General features: G+C 56.8%; 15 protein-coding genes and 1 pseudogene. 13 read left to right on the top strand and 3 right to left on the bottom strand.

Annotation, left to right across the window (positions count from 1 at the left end):
* Positions 1-27 precede the first annotated feature (27 nt).
* Positions 28-1,209: an MFS transporter gene (locus DWZ54_RS10200; RefSeq protein WP_158573649.1), complete on the bottom strand. Its 1,182-nt coding sequence runs from the start codon at positions 1,207-1,209 to the stop codon at positions 28-30.
* Between the two features lie 19 nt (positions 1,210-1,228).
* Positions 1,229-2,494 (bottom strand): C4-dicarboxylate transporter DcuC, encoded by a 1,266-nt coding sequence (gene dcuC / locus DWZ54_RS10195; RefSeq protein ID WP_118476061.1) that lies wholly within the window; start codon positions 2,492-2,494, stop codon positions 1,229-1,231.
* Between the two features lie 330 nt (positions 2,495-2,824).
* On the opposite strand from dcuC, the gene DWZ54_RS10190 reads away from it, so the two are divergent.
* From DWZ54_RS10190 to DWZ54_RS10130, 13 genes and pseudogenes are all read left to right on the top strand, one after another.
* A complete protein-coding gene (locus tag DWZ54_RS10190; RefSeq protein WP_118476060.1) occupies positions 2,825-4,162 on the top strand; it encodes a hypothetical protein in 1,338 nt (445 codons plus the stop codon).
* A 161-nt stretch (positions 4,163-4,323) separates the two neighbouring features.
* Positions 4,324-5,577: an S-layer homology domain-containing protein gene (locus DWZ54_RS10185; protein WP_233541684.1), complete on the top strand. Its 1,254-nt coding sequence runs from the start codon at positions 4,324-4,326 to the stop codon at positions 5,575-5,577.
* A gap of 405 nt (positions 5,578-5,982) precedes the next feature.
* On the top strand, positions 5,983-6,336 hold the full coding sequence (locus DWZ54_RS10180; protein WP_118476150.1) for an NADH-quinone oxidoreductase subunit A: 354 nt from the start codon (positions 5,983-5,985) through the stop codon (positions 6,334-6,336).
* Positions 6,327-6,854 carry an NADH-quinone oxidoreductase subunit B gene (locus DWZ54_RS10175; RefSeq protein WP_118476056.1) on the top strand — a complete coding sequence of 176 codons (528 nt, stop codon included), beginning with the start codon at positions 6,327-6,329 and terminating at the stop codon, positions 6,852-6,854. Before DWZ54_RS10180 ends, DWZ54_RS10175 begins: the two co-directional genes overlap by 10 nt.
* Positions 6,855-6,859: 5 nt before the next feature.
* Positions 6,860-7,360 (top strand): NADH-quinone oxidoreductase subunit C, encoded by a 501-nt coding sequence (locus DWZ54_RS10170; protein ID WP_118476054.1) that lies wholly within the window; start codon positions 6,860-6,862, stop codon positions 7,358-7,360.
* Positions 7,357-8,454 carry an NADH-quinone oxidoreductase subunit D gene (locus DWZ54_RS10165; protein WP_118476052.1) on the top strand — a complete coding sequence of 366 codons (1,098 nt, stop codon included), beginning with the start codon at positions 7,357-7,359 and terminating at the stop codon, positions 8,452-8,454. The genes DWZ54_RS10170 and DWZ54_RS10165 overlap by 4 nt, the downstream gene beginning before the upstream one ends.
* A 10-nt stretch (positions 8,455-8,464) precedes the next feature.
* On the top strand, positions 8,465-9,508 hold the full coding sequence (gene nuoH / locus DWZ54_RS10160; RefSeq protein WP_118476050.1) for an NADH-quinone oxidoreductase subunit NuoH: 1,044 nt from the start codon (positions 8,465-8,467) through the stop codon (positions 9,506-9,508).
* Positions 9,509-9,521: 13 nt separating this feature from the next.
* Positions 9,522-10,019: pseudogene (locus tag DWZ54_RS10155) on the top strand (4Fe-4S binding protein); the annotation flags it as partial.
* A 2-nt stretch (positions 10,020-10,021) separates the two neighbouring features.
* Positions 10,022-10,519 carry an NADH-quinone oxidoreductase subunit J gene (locus DWZ54_RS10150; RefSeq protein ID WP_118476046.1) on the top strand — a complete coding sequence of 166 codons (498 nt, stop codon included), beginning with the start codon at positions 10,022-10,024 and terminating at the stop codon, positions 10,517-10,519.
* Positions 10,516-10,857: an NADH-quinone oxidoreductase subunit NuoK gene (nuoK, locus tag DWZ54_RS10145; RefSeq protein ID WP_118476044.1), complete on the top strand. Its 342-nt coding sequence runs from the start codon at positions 10,516-10,518 to the stop codon at positions 10,855-10,857. Before DWZ54_RS10150 ends, nuoK begins: the two co-directional genes overlap by 4 nt.
* Before the next feature lie 15 nt (positions 10,858-10,872).
* Positions 10,873-12,774 (top strand): NADH-quinone oxidoreductase subunit L, encoded by a 1,902-nt coding sequence (nuoL, locus tag DWZ54_RS10140; protein ID WP_118476042.1) that lies wholly within the window; start codon positions 10,873-10,875, stop codon positions 12,772-12,774.
* Positions 12,774-14,330: a NuoM family protein gene (locus DWZ54_RS10135; RefSeq protein ID WP_118476040.1), complete on the top strand. Its 1,557-nt coding sequence runs from the start codon at positions 12,774-12,776 to the stop codon at positions 14,328-14,330. Before nuoL ends, DWZ54_RS10135 begins: the two co-directional genes overlap by 1 nt.
* The gene (locus DWZ54_RS10130) at positions 14,327-15,775 is read left to right on the top strand and encodes an NADH-quinone oxidoreductase subunit N (protein ID WP_118476038.1); all 1,449 of its coding nucleotides are present in this window, start codon (positions 14,327-14,329) and stop codon (positions 15,773-15,775) included. Before DWZ54_RS10135 ends, DWZ54_RS10130 begins: the two co-directional genes overlap by 4 nt.
* A gap of 178 nt (positions 15,776-15,953) precedes the next feature.
* Here DWZ54_RS10130 and DWZ54_RS10125 read toward each other — a convergent pair.
* Positions 15,954-16,759 (bottom strand): transposase (locus tag DWZ54_RS10125; RefSeq protein ID WP_199663346.1); only part of this gene is annotated, 806 nt, incomplete at its 5' end.

The raw sequence follows: 16,759 nt of genomic DNA, 5'->3' as shown, positions 1-16,759 counted from the left end.
CCTTTCTTATTATAACAATTGCAGATATTATTTTCCTTTTATGGACAGCGCCGTACCAGCGCCCAGGAAGATGATGAGGATCACGAAGCCGAATACGGCATCATAGGAACCATCAAACAGGGAAATCAGATATCCCATGACCACGGGTGCCACCACGCCCGCCAGCTGCTGGCCAAAAATAATCACGCCCGTCGCCGTTCCGACTTCATGCGCCGACATCCACTGCATCGGCATCATGTAGACGGTGGCCGAGGCAATGCTCATGAGCACCGTGACGACCGTCAGGAGCGAGAACCCTGCTACCACGCTGTCGGCTCGCAGCATCGCGTACATGAGGACGGCACCCAAAAGCAGCGATGCAGTCAGCACGGCCTTCTGGCTGTGCTGGAAGCGCGTTTCCAAAAGGTAACTGCTGAAATTCATCAGGACAAAGGACACGAGCCAGGGAACCATCGAGAGCGTCCCCATATGGACCATGTCGAGTCCCTTGACTTCAAGCCAGTAGGATGGCAGCCAGGCATTGAGACCCCAGATGAAGACGCCGAGGCCAAACTGGATAAACGCCAGTTTTAAAATGAACGGATTGCGCAGCATCGTGCCGAGGCCCACCTGTGAAACCCCCTGTTCTCCTGCGGCTGCGGGCTTCGTATGATAGAACGTTGCCAGGAGCACCGTGATGAGGAGGCCCATAAAGCCGAAGAAGAAAAACATGGAACGCCAGCCGAACCAGGCTGTCGATACGGCACAGAACAGAGCACCGAAAGCCACGCCCATGGAGCCTGCCGATACCTGGAAGGTCTTGGCGCGCCCGCGCATTTCCGGTGGAAAGAGTTCTGCGATGGCCACCGACGTGATGGGGCCGAAACCGCCCTGGCTGAAGCCGAGCAGAAAGCGCACGCTGATGAGCATCAGGAAGGAACCAGCCATGCCCGTGAGGCAGGAAAAAATGGCCCAGAGCAGCACGATGCCGATAAGGGACCGGCGCGTGCCGAAATGGCTGGCCAGATAACCGCCCGACAGCGTCATGAGCGAATACATGAAGAAAAAGCTGCTCATGACGGCGCCCATCTGACCCGTGCTCAGAGAAAGTTCCTCGCGCAGAGGCACGGCGGCAATATTGATGGCCTGCTTGTCCACGTAGCCAAAGCCCCAGGCCACAAAGATCAGGACGAGCAGCAGCCAGCTCTTTCGATTTGTTTCTGCTGACAACATCATCCCTCCTGCCCGCTCAGAACAAGACGAGGACCATCATGACGATGCCCGCCACGATGCAGGGAATGGCATTGCGCTTGGTGAGTTCCATCGGATTGACACCGGCCATCTTCGCGCAGATGATACTGACGCCGGCAACCGGCGACATGCAGCGGCCGAGATTGCCTGCGGCCTGAACAACAGCACCCATATCGGAAATCTGCAGGCCAAACGTCGCGGCATGCGGTGTGACTGTACCATTAAAGGCCAATACGGCAGCATTGCCTGAGCCGGAAAGCGCGGCCAGGATGAAAGGGCCGAAGGTAGCCGAGGCTTTGGCAAGAGCAGCTGAGCTGGCCATGGCATCAATGAGCGCCTTTGTCAGCCCCATGACGTTCATGCCCTGGATGAACATGGCCGCCGCGGCAATCAGGCAGACAATGCTCGCAAAGCCGTTGCCCGCACCTTTAAAGAACGAATTGGCAAAATCACGTACATTGGGGCGCGCGACCAGGAAGCAGAGCGCCGTACCGAGGAACATGGCATTCGGGATGGAGATGGCCGGCAATACCTGCACAGCCGGGCTGGCGAGGATGAGGACGATGATCGGCACGAGCGGCACGATGGCGTAATGCGGTTTGATTTTCTCTGTTTTTTCCAGTTCCTCCTCAGCAATCTCCTCAGCAGGTGTCTCTTTCATGATGCCTTCTTTGGTGATCATCGCGATGCCATACAAGACGAGCGCACTGACGATGACACAGATAAAGGCTTTGGGTGCAAAGCCCTGTATGATGGTCATGAGGTCTTCCTGTGCAAGATCTGCCACCTGTACGATAAAGGGATTGCCGGGGCTCACGCTCGATCCCCAGGTGCCGAGCAGGACGGTGCTGGCCGCCATGGCCGGTTTGACGCCGAGCTTGATGAGCGTCGGGATGAGAATGGCACCGACGGCTGCCGCCAGACCCGAAGCACTCAAGAGAGAAATGTTGATGAGCCAGACCAGCACAATAGTCGCCGGGATGATGATGAACTTGACCCGGTGCAGGAGTTTCGTGATGGCCATGATCAGATGCTTGCTGCAGCCCGTCATATCGAGGACCATGCTGAAGCCCATGGTCACACAGATGATTGGCGTCAGGCTTTCATTGATCAGAGCCTTGGAAAACGCATTGAGCGACGACAGCATATTGCCGCCGATAAACGACATGATGAGTCCGGACATCATGAGGACGACACGCGTCTCATAATTCTTGACAATGGCCCAGAAGGTCAGGACCACCAGGATAATGCCTGCAATAATCATAAAAAGTCCTCCCTGAAACAAAGCGTTCGTTTCGATGCATTTATGGACAGACCTTATTAGACTTTATTAAAGACATATTCCTTTATTAGTCTTTATTTTATAAAATGACGTTCCTATTGTCAATGACAATCATAAGATAAAACAATACGAAATTATAATGATATTTACGCTTAAAATAGATATGGTTTATTGTAATACATGATACAAGAGAAAGAAATCCTCCAACCTTGTTGTTTCTCCTGCGTCAATATGATATATCTAATATATAGTAAAAATTGCACGTTCTGTTCCTTTTACACTTATACCAAAAGACGTTATTGAGGTGTCCCCATGAAAACCTTTGGCATTGTCAGCAATTCCCCGGATGTCCTGAAGCAGATCCAGGAAGTTGCTGCATCCGTCTTCAATCCCAAGACGACAATCTACAAGACATACTGCTATCAGGATACGCGCGAAATCCCCGGCATTATCCAGGACGGCTGTGCCGAAATCGAAGGCTGGATTTTCTCTGGTGAAACACCGTATGCACACGCCAAGCCGTATCTCCCCAAGAATATGCCCGCCGTTTCCTGCATCCTGAACGGACTGGAGATTTTTCGCTACCTGCTGCAGAGCCTGGCACTTTCGAAAATGCATGCACTGCGCATCTCCATCGATCTGCCTGAAATTGCCTCCCGTGACTGGATCACGGCCATGCAGGAAGCCGGCATTCCCTTTGATGAGGTCCATATTCATTACTATGATTCTATGCATGTCGATCAAAATATCCACACCGTCGTGGAATTCCACCATGCCTTATGGCAAGCCGGAAAAATCGAACGCGTACTGACTTCTTCCACCAAAGTCCATCAGGCACTCGAACGACTTCATATCCCGGTCATCCAGATGCACGGCAGCACCTTTACCATACGAAATGCCCTGCTAAAACTCAAGGAACGGCGCATGCATCAGCATCTGATTGAAAGTGAAGTCGCGCTGACACGCATCGAGACGGTAAACATGGAAAAGCTGCTGCTCGCCTCCTCCGGCCCCCTGCAATTCCAAATGCAGCTGCTTCACCTCAAGGAAAAAATTCTTGAACTCTGCCAGAACCTTCACGGTTCCTATCTGGCTGAGAAAGACAATGGACGCTTTGAAATTTTCGCTTCCCGCGGCATCATTGAACGCAATGCAGGGAAAATACGGGAAGCCATCGAAGATATCCGCCTCAATCTCAACATCGAAGTCAGTGCTGGCATCGGCTTCGGCTATACGGCCTTCGATGCCCAGCGCAACGCCTGGCGCGCCCTGTCATATGGGCGCCAGCAGGACCCGCGCCAGGATGTCATCGCGATTGACATCAACGGCAATATACAGGAAAACCTGGGAACCGAACACCCCCTGACATTCACCGCCTCTCTCGAAAATCCGGAGATCCTGCGCCGGCTGGAATCCGTCGGCGTCGGCACACGCAATTACATGAGGATCTCAGCCATTGCCAAGAAAATCGGTCATGGCTTCACATCAAGCGAGATTGCCCAGCAGATGGGCGTCACGGACCGCAATGCCCGCCGCATCATCAAGAACCTGCTCACAGCGGGGCTCGTCATCTGCGTCGGCGAAGAATCCCTGAGCACACGCGGCCGTCCGACAAAGAAATATCGCATGAACCCGGATTTCCAACCCTGATAAAGGACAGGAGTACGTCACCATCAGATGTGCTCCTTTTTTACTTGACATATTTGAACATTATGGTATACTGAAACTGCATTTATGGACAAATTCTTTATATGGACTTTATTGAAGACTCTTTTCCTTTAGCCGTGTTTCTTAGGAAAGGAGTCTTTGTTGTGAAGAAAACCATATTTGCTTTAGCCGCAGGCTTTATGTGCGCCGCCGCTTCCCCTGCCATGGCCGCCAATAACCCCTTTCAGGACGTCCCGAAGGATCACTGGTCCTACGACGCCGTGACGCAGCTCGCCGCCGACGGCATCCTGGAAGGCTACGGCGACGGGAACTTCCGCGGAAATCAAGCCCTGACCCGCTACGAGATGGCACAGATGATTGCCCGCGCGATGGCAAAGGAAAATATCCCGGCAGCCGACCAGAATCTTCTCGATAAGCTCGCTGCAGAATACCAGGATGAATTGAAGAATCTCGGCGTACGCGTCGGCAATCTCGAACGCAACGCCGATACGACGAAATTCTCCGGCTACCTGTACCTGCGTGAACAGAATCAGCACATCAAGAACAAGCACACGGGCAAGTCAACGCGCAGCACGGTCAATCGCGCCTGGTTCGACCTCATCTCCCAGTCCCAGGTCAACAAGAATTGGAAGGTTGTCACGGAGACCAACACGATCGTCGACCTCAACAAGGATAAGACCGACGACACGTACGATCTCTACTTTGCCTCGATGTTTGCAGATGGCACGTACGGCAAATTCCATACGCAGCTTGGCCGCATCGATAATTTCAGTCAGGACGGCGGCGTCGTGATGCACAATCCGATCAGCGGCGGCAAATTCACATTCGGCAACAAGCTGCGCACGACACTCACCGCAGCCCGCGTATCCTGCAGCACACTGCCCAGCCTCAACAGCGGCGAATCCTTCGATTTCGGAGCAGCCGAACTCGCCTATCCGGCCAGCAAAGCCACGAATCTTTACGGCGCCTTCTATCAGCTGCATGACGATAAGTTCAAGGCCACGCGCGGCAGCGAAAGTCCCAACATCTATACGCTCGGCTTCCGCAGCACGATTGCAAAGAATCTGGTCCTTACGGGATACTACCTCAAGGCTTCTGACACAACAGCCACTCACACCAAGGATACCGGCTGGTTCGGCGCCCTGGAGTATCGCCGCGTGAAGCTCGACCAGCCCGGCACCTGGAGTCTCTACACGAAATATGCCAATATCCCGGAATTCACCCAGATCAACCTCGATACCGGCCATTTCCGTGATTACAGGGGACTCGAGGTCGGCGGCTTCTACATCCCTGCGAAGAACATCCGCGCGCATCTGCGTTATTACTACGGCAAAAATGATGAAGACACGTCCATCACAAAGAATCTCGTGCGCGGCGAAGTCCGTATCTTCTTCTAAGCGTATTTCTCCCACACATAAATTTCCCCATTTTCTCTCATTTGCAGATTACAGTCCGCTATTGGCATGCAGCCAAAGCGGACTATTTTTTTATTGATTAAGAGCAGAAGCAGTGCAGCCGGATGCGGATAAACTCGTTTATCCGAATGAAGCGCGTTTCGTTGTCATCTGCTCCAACTTGCCGTACCCGAAAGCATACTTTTTTATGAACATATATTATATTTATTATATTGTTGAAAAATCATATATAGTATCTATTGAAATAATTTGCTTAATTTGTATAATAAAAGTATATTCATTCGAATTTGATTTGTTTTTCGAGGAAGTGCCGATGAAATGAGACAAATCCGCATGTTCCTCAGTATCACTCTGCCGCTTCGACGGCAGGGAGCGGGAGGCAGAGTTATGGGAGAGTTTGCTGGTCTTGGAATCTATCTCGTCGTGGCACTTTTCTTCCCCGTGATGGCGCTCGTGCCGGCTTTTTTGCTGCAGCCGAAACAGCCATCGCCTGAGAAGTATATCCCGTATGAATGTGGCGTGGACCCCGTCGGGAGTCCGTACGTCCGTTTTCGTGCGGGATATTTTTTGTACGCGCTGCTCTTCATTCTTTTTGACATTGAGACGGTGTTCCTCTATCCCTGGGCGGTCGCGTTCCACACGGTCGGCGCGTTCGCCTTTGTCGAGATGCTCGTCTTCGTGTTCATCCTGATTCTTGGGCTTGCCTATGCGTGGCGGAAGGGAGATCTTTCATGGAACTAAAGGACCGCGTACCGGAGTCTCTCCGGAATAATGTTGCCATCGTGAAGCTCGACGAGCTTTTCCGCTGGGCGCACGCCAATTCGCTCTGGCCACTTTCATCTGGCCTTGCCTGCTGTGCAATTGAGATGATGAGTACGGCGACGGCGCGCTTCGATCTCGCGCGCTTCGGCTACGAGGTCTTCCGCCCGTGCCCGCGCCAGGCGGATCTGCTCATCGTGGCGGGGACGCTGACGTACAAGATGACGCCGCCGCTCATACGCCTATACGAGGAGATGCCGGAGCCCAAGTACGTCATTGCGATGGGAAGCTGCGCAATTGCAGGCGGCCCGTTCGCGGATTCGTATTCGGTCATCGAAGGCGTCGACCAGGTGCTGCCCGTCGATGTCTACATCCCGGGCTGCCCGCCGCGCCCCGAGGCACTGATTGACGGCATGCTGAAGCTGCGCGAAAAGATCCTGCATCCGGAGCGCGCAGAGGCGGCGTGCGCCGGTCTGGCACAGGAAGCGGAAAGGAAGTGAGCGGCATGAAACAGCGCTGTTTGACGGAGGGAGAACTTTTGCGTTTGCAGAAGAAGTTTCCCACAATCTCAATCGAAGAAAGTACGCGTCCCGTGATCTATGTGAGCTGCGAGGAACTCATCCCGCTCGCGAAGTTTTTGAAAACGGACGCGGATTTCGCCTTCACGCATCTTTCCTGCCTGACGGCCGTGGACCTCAAGAATGCAATCGACGTCGTCTATTATCTCTTCTCGGAGCCGCTCGATGCCTGCGCCGTCATCAAGGTGCGGCTGAACAGGGATACCCCTGAAGTGCCGAGCATCACGGGCGTGTTCCCCGGAGCGAATTTCGAGGAACGCGAGGTCTATGATCTCATGGGCGTGCGCTTCGCGGGCCATCCGGACCTCCGGCGCATCCTGATGCCGGAGAACTTCGAGGGGTATCCTCTGCGCAAGGATTTCGTCTACAAGAAGCCCGTGCCGCCCAAGGCCATACGCACGGGGACGCGAAAGGAGGCAGAAGCGTGAAGCGGACGGAAACGTATCTTCTCAACATGGGGCCGCAGCATCCGTCGACGCACGGCGTCCTTCAGGTGAAGCTCACACTCGACGGCGAGCACATCCAGAAGGCCGAGCCCGTGCTCGGGTATCTGCATCGCGGCATCGAGAAACTCCTGGAGTCGCGCACCTACGTACAGGGGCTGCCCTATACGGACCGGCTCGACTACGTCTCGTCGATGAACAACAATTTCGGTTTCGCGCGCGCAGTTGAAGAGCTCGCGGGGCTTGAGGTTCCGCGCCGCGCGGAATTCATTCGCGTGATCATGGCGGAACTCAACCGCATCAACAGTCACCTGGTCGGCATCGGCTCGCTCGCGAACGACCTCGGCGCGTCCACGGGCATGCTCTGCTGCTTCCGCGACCGCGAGTACATCCTCGATATCTTCAACGAGGTCTGCGGCGCACGGCAGACGTTCCATTACATCCGCATCGGCGGCGTCGCGGGCGAGTTCACGGACAAGGCGCGTGTTCTGACGGAACGCTTCCTTGAGCGCGTGCCGCAGTTCCTCGCGGAGTACGACAAACTCTTGACGGGCAATGAGATCTTCAGGCGCCGCATCGCCGGCATCTCGCCGATGACGCAGGAGGAGGCTCTCGCCCTCAACATGACGGGACCGAACCTCAGGGCAACAGGTGTCGCACGCGATCTGCGGAAGCTCGACGCCTACAGCGTGTACGGCGAGCTCGATTTCGATATCCCGGTCGGCACACACGGCGACAACTGGGACCGGTACATCGTCAAGCTCCGGGAAATCAAAGAGAGCGCGCGGATCATCCGCCAGGCACTCGACAAGATGCCGGAAGGCGAGAGCATGGCCAAGGTGCCTCGCGTCCTGAAACCGCCTGCGGGCGAAGTCTACAGCCGCACGGAAGGCACGCGCGGCGAACTCGGCTTCTATCTTGTCAGCGATGGTACCCCGAAGCCGTACCGCGTGCATATCCGCCGTCCGTCGTTTGTCAATATGCAGGGGCTCGACCTCATGTGCCGCGGCATGCTGATCGGCGACTCGGTCAGCGCCTATTCCTCGATCGACCCAATCATGGGCGAAGTCGACTGCTGAGGAGGGACTCATGGAAACATCATTGCTCTCGGGCCTTGCCCGATGGATTCACGACGGAATCGCCTCTCTGACAGGGGTTCCTCTTCTGGCGAATTTCGTGCTCATCATCATCGGCATCGCGGCGCTGCTCGGCATCATCTCGATGGCGGCCATCGTCTTCACGTATGCCGAGCGGAAGGTCTGCGCCTTCATGCAGATGCGCCTGGGCCCCAACCGCGTTGGCGGCCGCTTCGGTCTCCTGCAGCCCGTCGCCGATATGCTCAAGCTCATGAGCAAGGAGGACATCATGCCCGCAGGCGCCGACAAGGTCCTCTGGGCGCTCTCACCCGCACTCCTCTTCGTGCCGGCAGCACTCGTCTACGCCTTCTTTCCCTTCGATGCGGGCGTGGTTCTCGCCGATGTCAACGTCGGCGTGTTCCTGCTGTTTGCGATTTCCAGCCAGGCCGTCCTGCCCTTCCTGATGGGTGGCTACGCTTCGAACAACAAGTATTCGATGATCGGCGGCTTCCGTATCGTCTCACAGATGATCAGCTACGAAGCGCCGCTGCTCTTCTCGCTGCTCGGCATCCTGATGATCACGGGCTCGATGCGCCTTGAGGACATCGTCCTGGCACAGCAGGGCGGCCGCTGGTTCCTCTTTCTGCAGCCGCTTGCCTTCATCATCTTCCTGATTTCCGCCGTCGCGGAGACGAACCGCACGCCGTTTGACCTCGTCGAGGGCGAGTCGGAAATCATCGCCGGCCCCTTCACGGAGTATTCCGGCATGCGCTGGGCGCTCTTCTTCCTCGCGGAGTACGCCAATCTGCTGACGGCTGCGATCCTCGCGACGACGTTCTTCCTCGGCGGGTACCTGGGACCCTCGTTCCTGCCGGGCTTCGTGTGGTTCGCCATCAAAGCCGTCGCGATGGTCTTTTTGATCATGTGGTTCCGCTGGACGTTCCCGCGCACCCGCGTCGACCAGATGCTTTCATTTGGCTGGAAGGCGCTCTTACCACTCGCAATCCTGAATGTGTTTCTGACGGGCGCCGTCATGTTCGCGCTCGATCTCGTATAAGGAGGTGACAGCATTGTTTGGCAAGGGACTCTTGACGGGCATGGGTGTCACGATCAAGCATTTCTTCGGCAAAAAGGAGACGTTCTGCTATCCTGAGGAGAAGCTCCCCGTGGCTGAAGGCTTCCGCGGGGGCAACCTGGCGATGGACTGGCGCGTCTGCATCGCCTGCCAGCTCTGCGCCATGGCGTGTCCCAACAAGGCACTGGAACTCAAAGTCGTCACGGACGCAAAGGAGAAGCGGCATATGGAACATTACGTCCACAAGACGGGCCGCTGCCTGTTCTGCAATCTCTGCGTTGAGGCCTGCCCGGTCCATACGCTCAAGTGGGACAAGGATTTCGCCTTCTCCTCGTGGAACAAGGCGGCCATGACGCATGATGCTGTTTCCGATGCGGACCGCGCCGATCTCAAGGAGCTGCTCGCCGATATCGCGGCGAAGGCCAAGGCAGAAGCTGAGGCAAAGGTGGCTGCGCAGGCAAAGCAGCAGGCAGATACGAAAGGAGGCGAGGCGTGATGCAGATTTTATTTTTCCTCTTCGCCCTCGTATCGGTCATCGGCGCACTCGGCATGGTGCTCTCACGCAACATCGTGCACAGCGCCCTCTTCCTCGTCCTCTCCTTCATCGGGCTCGCGCTCATCTACTTCGCGCTGCAGGCGCCATTTCTAGGTGCAGTGCAGCTGATGGTTTACAGCGGTGCGGTCGCCATCCTCATCGTCATGGCGATCATGATGGTGGGCCGTGCGGATATGTCCATCTCTGCGCCTGTCCAGAGCCTGAGCAAGCGCTTCGTCGGCGCGGGGATGGCGGCACTCATCTTCGTCCTCCTCGGTCTTGCCGCCACCCTCACGCCGCTGCCGCTAAGCTCTGCTGCAGGCCCTGCAACGGAGGCGGCAGATCTCGCCGTACTGCTCCTCAGCAATTTCGCGCTGCCATTTGAGCTCGCGGCCATCCTTTTGCTCGCCGCGATGATCGGGGCCCTGCTGCTCGCGAGAGGAGGTCATGCTTCATGAATATATGGAACACTCCCATCGGGATGAGCGAAGTGCTGACACTGTCCGCCTTCCTCTTCTCCATCGGACTGTACGGGCTCTTCACGCGTCGCGGCATCATCGCGATTCTCATGTGCATCGAGCTCATGCTCAACGCGGTGAATCTGAACCTCATCGCCTTTGACCGGCTCTATGTCCATGACGGAGCTGGACAGGTCATGGCACTCTTTTCCATCGCCGTCGCGGCGGCGGAGATCGCGGTCGGACTCGCACTGACGATCAACCTCTTCCGCCTGCGCGCCGCAACAAACGCGGACGAGGCGGATAGCCTGCACGAACCAAATGGATTTCGAAACTAAGGAGGGGAAATCTTCATGTTTACCTTTGCGCTTACGAACGCCTATCTGATTCCTCTCTTTCCCGCGCTGGCGTTCCTGCTCATCGGGCCGTTTACACGAAACGACAAGAAACTCTCGGCTACAATCGCGATCTTCATGATGTCGCTGTCGTTCATTTTCTCCATCTTCGTTGCGATGGCGACGCAGATGTACGGCATCACGATGAATCATCCCTTCGTCATACAGGTGATCTGGGCGCACGTCGCCGACCTGCCGCTGACGATGGGAATCTTCGTCGACCCGCTGACGGCCATGATGCTGGTTGTCGTCACGCTCGTCTCGCTGCTCGTCTACATCTATTCGGCCAGCTACATGGCGGATGATCCCGGCATGGGGCGCTTCTTTGCCTTCATCTCGCTCTTTTCCGCGACGATGCTCGGACTCGTCGGCGCCGTAAGCTTCCTGCAGCTCTACGTCTTCTGGGAGGGCGTCGGTCTCTGCTCGTACCTCCTGATCGGCTTCTACTATGAGAAGGTCAAGGCGCGCGAAGCGGCAAAGAAAGCGTTCATCACGACGCGCATCGGCGATTTTGGGATGCTCGTCGGCATCATCATCCTCGCCGTCACTTTCGGCACGACAGACTTCCTGGAACTGCGCGCAATCGTACCATACTATGTGATGGCAACGGGCACGACGCTGATCACCGTCATCGGACTCCTGCTCTTCATGGGCGCAATCGGCAAATCCGGTCAGTTCCCGCTCCACGTCTGGCTGCTCGACGCGATGGAGGGCCCGACGCCGACGTCTGCGCTCATCCATGCCGCAACGATGGTCGCGGCAGGCGTCTTCCTCGTCGCCCGTGCCTACTTCATCTTCAGTGAGTCAGCAATCGCAATGGACTTCATCACGGGCATCGGCACCTTCACGGCAATCTTCGCCGCCTGCATCGCCGTGACGCAGACAAAGTTCAAGAGTGTCCTCGCGTACTCGACCATCAGCCAGCTCGGCTTCATGATGGCGGCCGTCGGACTCGGCGCGTTCTCGGCGAGCATGTTCCACCTCGTGACGCATGCTTTCTTCAAGGCGATGCTCTTCCTCTGCGCAGGCGCCATCATGCACGCGCTTCACGAGGAGACGAACATTTTCCGCATGGGCGGCCTGTACAAGAAGATGCCCCTGACGTTCGTCTGCATGGTCGTCGGCGTGCTCGCGATCTCGGGCATCCCGCCATTCTCCGGCTTCTTCTCGAAGGACGAGATCCTCGCGGCGGCGATGCACGCGGGAGGACCGGTCTACGCCGTCCTGCTCGCGGCCTCGTTCCTCACGTCATTCTACATGATGCGCCTCTTGATCATCGCCTTCCTCGGGGAGAACCACAGCAAGTACGAGGCGCACGAGGTCGATGCCTTCATGCGCTGGCCGATGCTCCTGCTCGCCGTTCTGACACTCGTCACCGGCCTTGCGGGCTATTATGGCGGCTTTTCGCTATGGGTCAACGACGGCACGCCGGTGCATGCGGCGCTTGAACCCGCCGTCGCAATCACGGGCACGGCCGTCTCGCTCGCGGGCTTCATTGCAGCCTATATCGTCTACGGTGTCGCACATATCAGCCGCAAGGTCGCACTGCGCCGCTACGGCTTCATTTACAGCCTCGTCTACAACAAGTTCTACATCGACGAGCTCTACGACTTCTTCCGCCGCCGCTTTGTCTACACGCTTGCCTATGCGCTCGACTGGGTCGACATCCACATCTTCGGCGGCATCATGAACGGACTCGGTGCCTACGCGCTCGGGACGAGCGCCCTGCTCGCCACACCAGCCAACGGACAGGTGCAGCGGTATCTGCTCTTCTTCTACGCGGGCGTTGCCATCCTTCTCATCGCAGCGCTCTATTGGACGGTCCGTATCCTTTCGTATGCAGGAGGTGTTCTCGGCTAATGTCGTTTCCGATCCTTTCCATAATTCTTCTCACGCCGCTCGTGGCGGCAGGCATCATCGCGGTACTGCCGAAGCGCTTTCATGATACGATGCGCCAGCTTTCGGCACTCGCCATGATCATCACGCTGCTCCTCACGCTCTTCCTCTATGTCGACTACGACATGGCTGCAGGTGGGATGCAGTACACGGAATACGTGCCGTGGGTCACCGATCTCGGCATCGCCTATTCGTTCGGCGTCGACGGCATCTCGCTGCCGCTGCTCCTGCTGTCGTCTGCCGTCGGGCTCGCCGCCGTCTTCTCCTCATGGCGCATCGAGCATCGGACGAAGGAATACTTCGTCCTGCTGCTCATCCTCATCGCAGGCGTGTCGGGCGCGTTCCTCGCGCGCGATCTCTTCCTCTTCCTGCTCCTGTGCGAGATGGTAGTCGTGCCGGCCTACATCATGGTGCTGATCTGGGGCTCCTCCGAGCGTATCCCGAAATCTGAAGCAGCGATGAAGATGACCATCTTCCTGCTCGTCGGCTCGGCATTCATGCTCGTCGGCGTCATCCTGCTGTATGTCTACGCCTTCCCTGCAGGGGCGCGCACCTTCGACGTGACGGCGCTCTCCATGGCGTCCGTCTCTGGGAATATCCCATACGGCGTACAGGTCATCGCGTTCCTGCTGCTGCTCGTGGGCTTTGGCTCGCATCTTTCCATGTTTCCCTTCCATATTTGGTCGCCGGACGGCTATTCCGCCGCTCCAACGGCCGTCTCGATGGTCAATGCCGGCGTCCTCAAGAAGGTCGGCGGCTACGCGCTCATCCGCATCGGCTTCTTCATCCTGCCGTTCGGCGCGAAGTTCTGGGCGCCCGTCATCGCCGTCCTTGCGACGATCAACGTCGTCTACGCTTCCTATGTCGCACTCGCGCAGAAGGACATCAAGTACATGATTTCCTACTCGTCGGTTTCGCACATGGGCTACGTCCTCCTCGGTCTCGCCGCGCTGGACGTCGTCAGTGTCACGGGTGCCGTCGCCTACATGGTTGCCCACGGCATCATGATTGCGCTCTTCTTCTCGCAGGTCGGCTACGTCTACGACGTGACGGACGCGCGCTCAACGGACGAGCTCTGGGGACTCGCGCACTACATGCCCTACATCACGACAGGCTTCATGCTCGCAGGGCTCTGCGCCCTCGGTCTGCCAGGACTCGTCGGCTTCATCCCGGAGTTCACGATTTTCGTCGGTGCCTTTCGCGAATTTCCTGCGCTCACCGTCGTCTGCGTCTTCGGCATCATCTTCACGGCGTTCTACGTCCTGCGGATGCTGGCAAAAGTACTGTTCGGCCGGCGCATCGCCGCCTTCGAGGGCATTCAGGATGAACGTCATACGGATATTGTCCCGCTGGTGGTTCTCGGCGTCTTTCTCGTCGGATTCGGCATTTTCCCAAGCCTGCTGATGGATATGGTTGGCAGCGGCGTCGAACCGCTCCGCCCGCTCTTCGATCTCGTCCGTGACGCGCCGATGATTTCCCTCTTGCAAGGGGTACCAATCTGGGGAGGGTTTCCACAATGATGACGGCCATGCATTTTTCCGCAATCTCAATTGAGATTGCCATCGCGATTCTCCTGCTGCTCGTCCTGCTCCTCGACCTCATGAGGAAGCGGGGCACGAGGCAGATGCTGCCGGCTTACGTGACAGCACTCGGCCTCACGGGAATCCTCGCGCTTGCGATCTCACGCTATCCGACGGACGGCACGGTCCGTTTCTTCTTCCAGGGCATCTATGCCGTCGACGCCTACAGCATCTTTTTCAAGATTCTCTTCCTCCTCGGCACGCTCTTCACCGTGCTCTACGGAGCGCGCTACACCGCACGCCAAGTGACGCATACAGGGGAATTTTACGCGCTCCTGCTCTCGGCACTGCTCGGCATGTGCGTCCTCGCATCGGCCAACGACCTCATCACGGTCTTCGTCGGACTCGAGCTCATGACGATCTCCTTCTACGTGCTCGTCGCCATTCGGACGGACAGCGCGCTTTCGACCGAGGCAGGCGTAAAATACCTCATCTACGGCTCAGGCGCGACGGGTGCTCTCCTCTACGGCATCAGCCTGATCTACGGCATGACGGGGAGTCTTTCCTTCGCTGCCATTGCGAAGAGCCCGGGGCTTTTTCTGGGGCTCGGCATCGCGGGCATGGTGCTCGTGCTCGCCGGCTTCTTCTTCAAGCTTTCCATCATCCCGTTCCACCTCTGGGCGCCCGACATCTACGAGGGTGCGCCAGCACCCGTCACGGCTCTGCTCGCCATGTGCTCGAAAGCGGCGGGCATCGCCGTCATGCTGCGTGTGATCTTCACGGCACTGCCGCAGGCTGCGCCAATGTGGACCGAGATTCTCGCAATATTTGCCTGCGTCTCGATGGTCGGCGGCAACATCATGGCGTTCTGCCAGTCGAATATCAAGCGCATGCTCGCCTACTCCTCCATCGCACAGGCAGGCTACATGATGTGCGCGATGGCGGCGGCCAGTGCCAACGGCCTCAAGAGCGTCCTCTTCTACGCGGCCGTCTACCTCTTCGCAAACATCGCGGCATTCGTCACCGTCTCGTACCTTGAAGACCAGCGCGGCACCGACCTCCAAAACGTACGCGGGCTCGCGCACCACTCGCTGCTGCCCGCAGGCTTCCTGATGGTCGCACTCCTCACGATGGCGGGCATCCCGCCGACGGCAGGCTTCATCGGGAAGTTCTACATCTTCACCGCTGCCGTCGACGCCGGACTCTTCTGGCTCGCAGCCGTCGGTTTCGTCGTCTCGATGATGAGCGTCTACTACTACCTCATCGTCATCCGTGAGATGTTCCGCGACCTCGCACCCAGAGAAGAAGCAGACGGGAGAGAGCTGCGCCTGCCCCCTGCCGCGACCCTCGCGGGACTTGCGGCCGTTATCCTCGTCCTCGCCTTCGGCGTCTGGGCGCAGCCGCTCTCCATCTTCACCAACCTGACGATCCTGCAAACCCTCTAACGGAATAGAGGCCGGCATATCACCGGTCAGAACCATGCGCCGCCGGGCGCATCCAACAAGGGGCTGTGACAAAATGTAAAACCATTTTGTCCACAGCCTCTTTTTGCGTGCCGAAGACCTCTTATCCTAAAAAAAGGATATAAGGCCCCTTTCCCCATAAAATAGAATATCATCCATTCTATGCGGCCTGTCTCATCTTTTGCTTTTTGTTGTAGGACTTATACAGGTTGTGACCTATTGAAACCAAGAGAATCTCTGTGCGGACGGCATCGCTGCCTCTCCGTACTATTTTTTGGTACCAGCGGTCTGTCTTCAGAATACCGAATGTTCCCTCTGCTTGGATTGAGCGGTTCATCCGCAACAACGCTCCCTGGATACTGTTCAGGTTATCCACAACCTCTTGGTGCATGGCGGTCAGTTCTCGGTTTATCCGGATGGTCCTGTTCCGGTCTGTCCGCTTGCAGTCAGATGCACAGGGGCAGCCTGTACAGTCCTCGCATTGGTAGACTTCTTCCTGGCGGCCAAAATGGTTCCCTCTCACATTCTGGCGATACAGGAAACGGAAGGCCTGTCCATTGGGGCAGCGCAAGGTGCCGTTCTTATCAATCCTGAAGTTCACAGCGCGGTATGGATTTTTCCGGTACGCTTTATCTGTCAGTTCTTTCTTGTACATGGGGAACTTCATATACTTCTCCATCCCATGCTGCTCGCAATAGATGTAATTATTGAATGAACCGTACCCGGCATCCGCTATGGGATATTTTGGGTAGAAGCTATATTTCTCGTGGAACTTCTCCATCAACGGGATGAAGCAGTCCATATCTGAGCGGTAATGGTTCACATCTGCAACAGCGATATACTCATCGGCAATACCAAATTGGACGTTGTAAGCAGGGAGCAGGCGTCCGTTCCCCATATAGTCCTGCTTGACTCGCATGAATGTGGCCGAATGGTCTGTCTTGGCATAGCTGTTCCGTCCGTCTT

Origin of the sequence: Mitsuokella sp. AF33-22 (assembly GCF_003475755.1) — a bacterium.
Taxonomy (GTDB): domain Bacteria; phylum Bacillota; class Negativicutes; order Selenomonadales; family Selenomonadaceae; genus Mitsuokella.
The sequence above is the reverse complement of the archived record's forward strand: the minus strand, read 5'-3'. Positions and strand labels throughout refer to the sequence as shown.

Bases quoted from the DNA above. Each gene is read 5' to 3' on its own strand.
- DWZ54_RS10170 (WP_118476054.1), top strand. From the start codon at position 6,860: ATGAAACAGCGCTGTTTGACGGAGGGAGAACTTTTGCGTTTGCAGAAG.
- DWZ54_RS10130 (WP_118476038.1), top strand. From the start codon at position 14,327: ATGATGACGGCCATGCATTTTTCCGCAATCTCAATTGAGATTGCCATC.
- nuoK (WP_118476044.1), top strand. From the start codon at position 10,516: ATGAATATATGGAACACTCCCATCGGGATGAGCGAAGTGCTGACACTG.
- DWZ54_RS10135 (WP_118476040.1), top strand. From the start codon at position 12,774: ATGTCGTTTCCGATCCTTTCCATAATTCTTCTCACGCCGCTCGTGGCG.
- nuoL (WP_118476042.1), top strand. From the start codon at position 10,873: ATGTTTACCTTTGCGCTTACGAACGCCTATCTGATTCCTCTCTTTCCC.
- DWZ54_RS10190 (WP_118476060.1), top strand. From the start codon at position 2,825: ATGAAAACCTTTGGCATTGTCAGCAATTCCCCGGATGTCCTGAAGCAG.
- dcuC (WP_118476061.1), bottom strand. From the start codon at position 2,494: ATGATTATTGCAGGCATTATCCTGGTGGTCCTGACCTTCTGGGCCATT.
- nuoH (WP_118476050.1), top strand. From the start codon at position 8,465: ATGGAAACATCATTGCTCTCGGGCCTTGCCCGATGGATTCACGACGGA.
- DWZ54_RS10175 (WP_118476056.1), top strand. From the start codon at position 6,327: ATGGAACTAAAGGACCGCGTACCGGAGTCTCTCCGGAATAATGTTGCC.
- DWZ54_RS10180 (WP_118476150.1), top strand. From the start codon at position 5,983: ATGGGAGAGTTTGCTGGTCTTGGAATCTATCTCGTCGTGGCACTTTTC.
- DWZ54_RS10150 (WP_118476046.1), top strand. From the start codon at position 10,022: ATGCAGATTTTATTTTTCCTCTTCGCCCTCGTATCGGTCATCGGCGCA.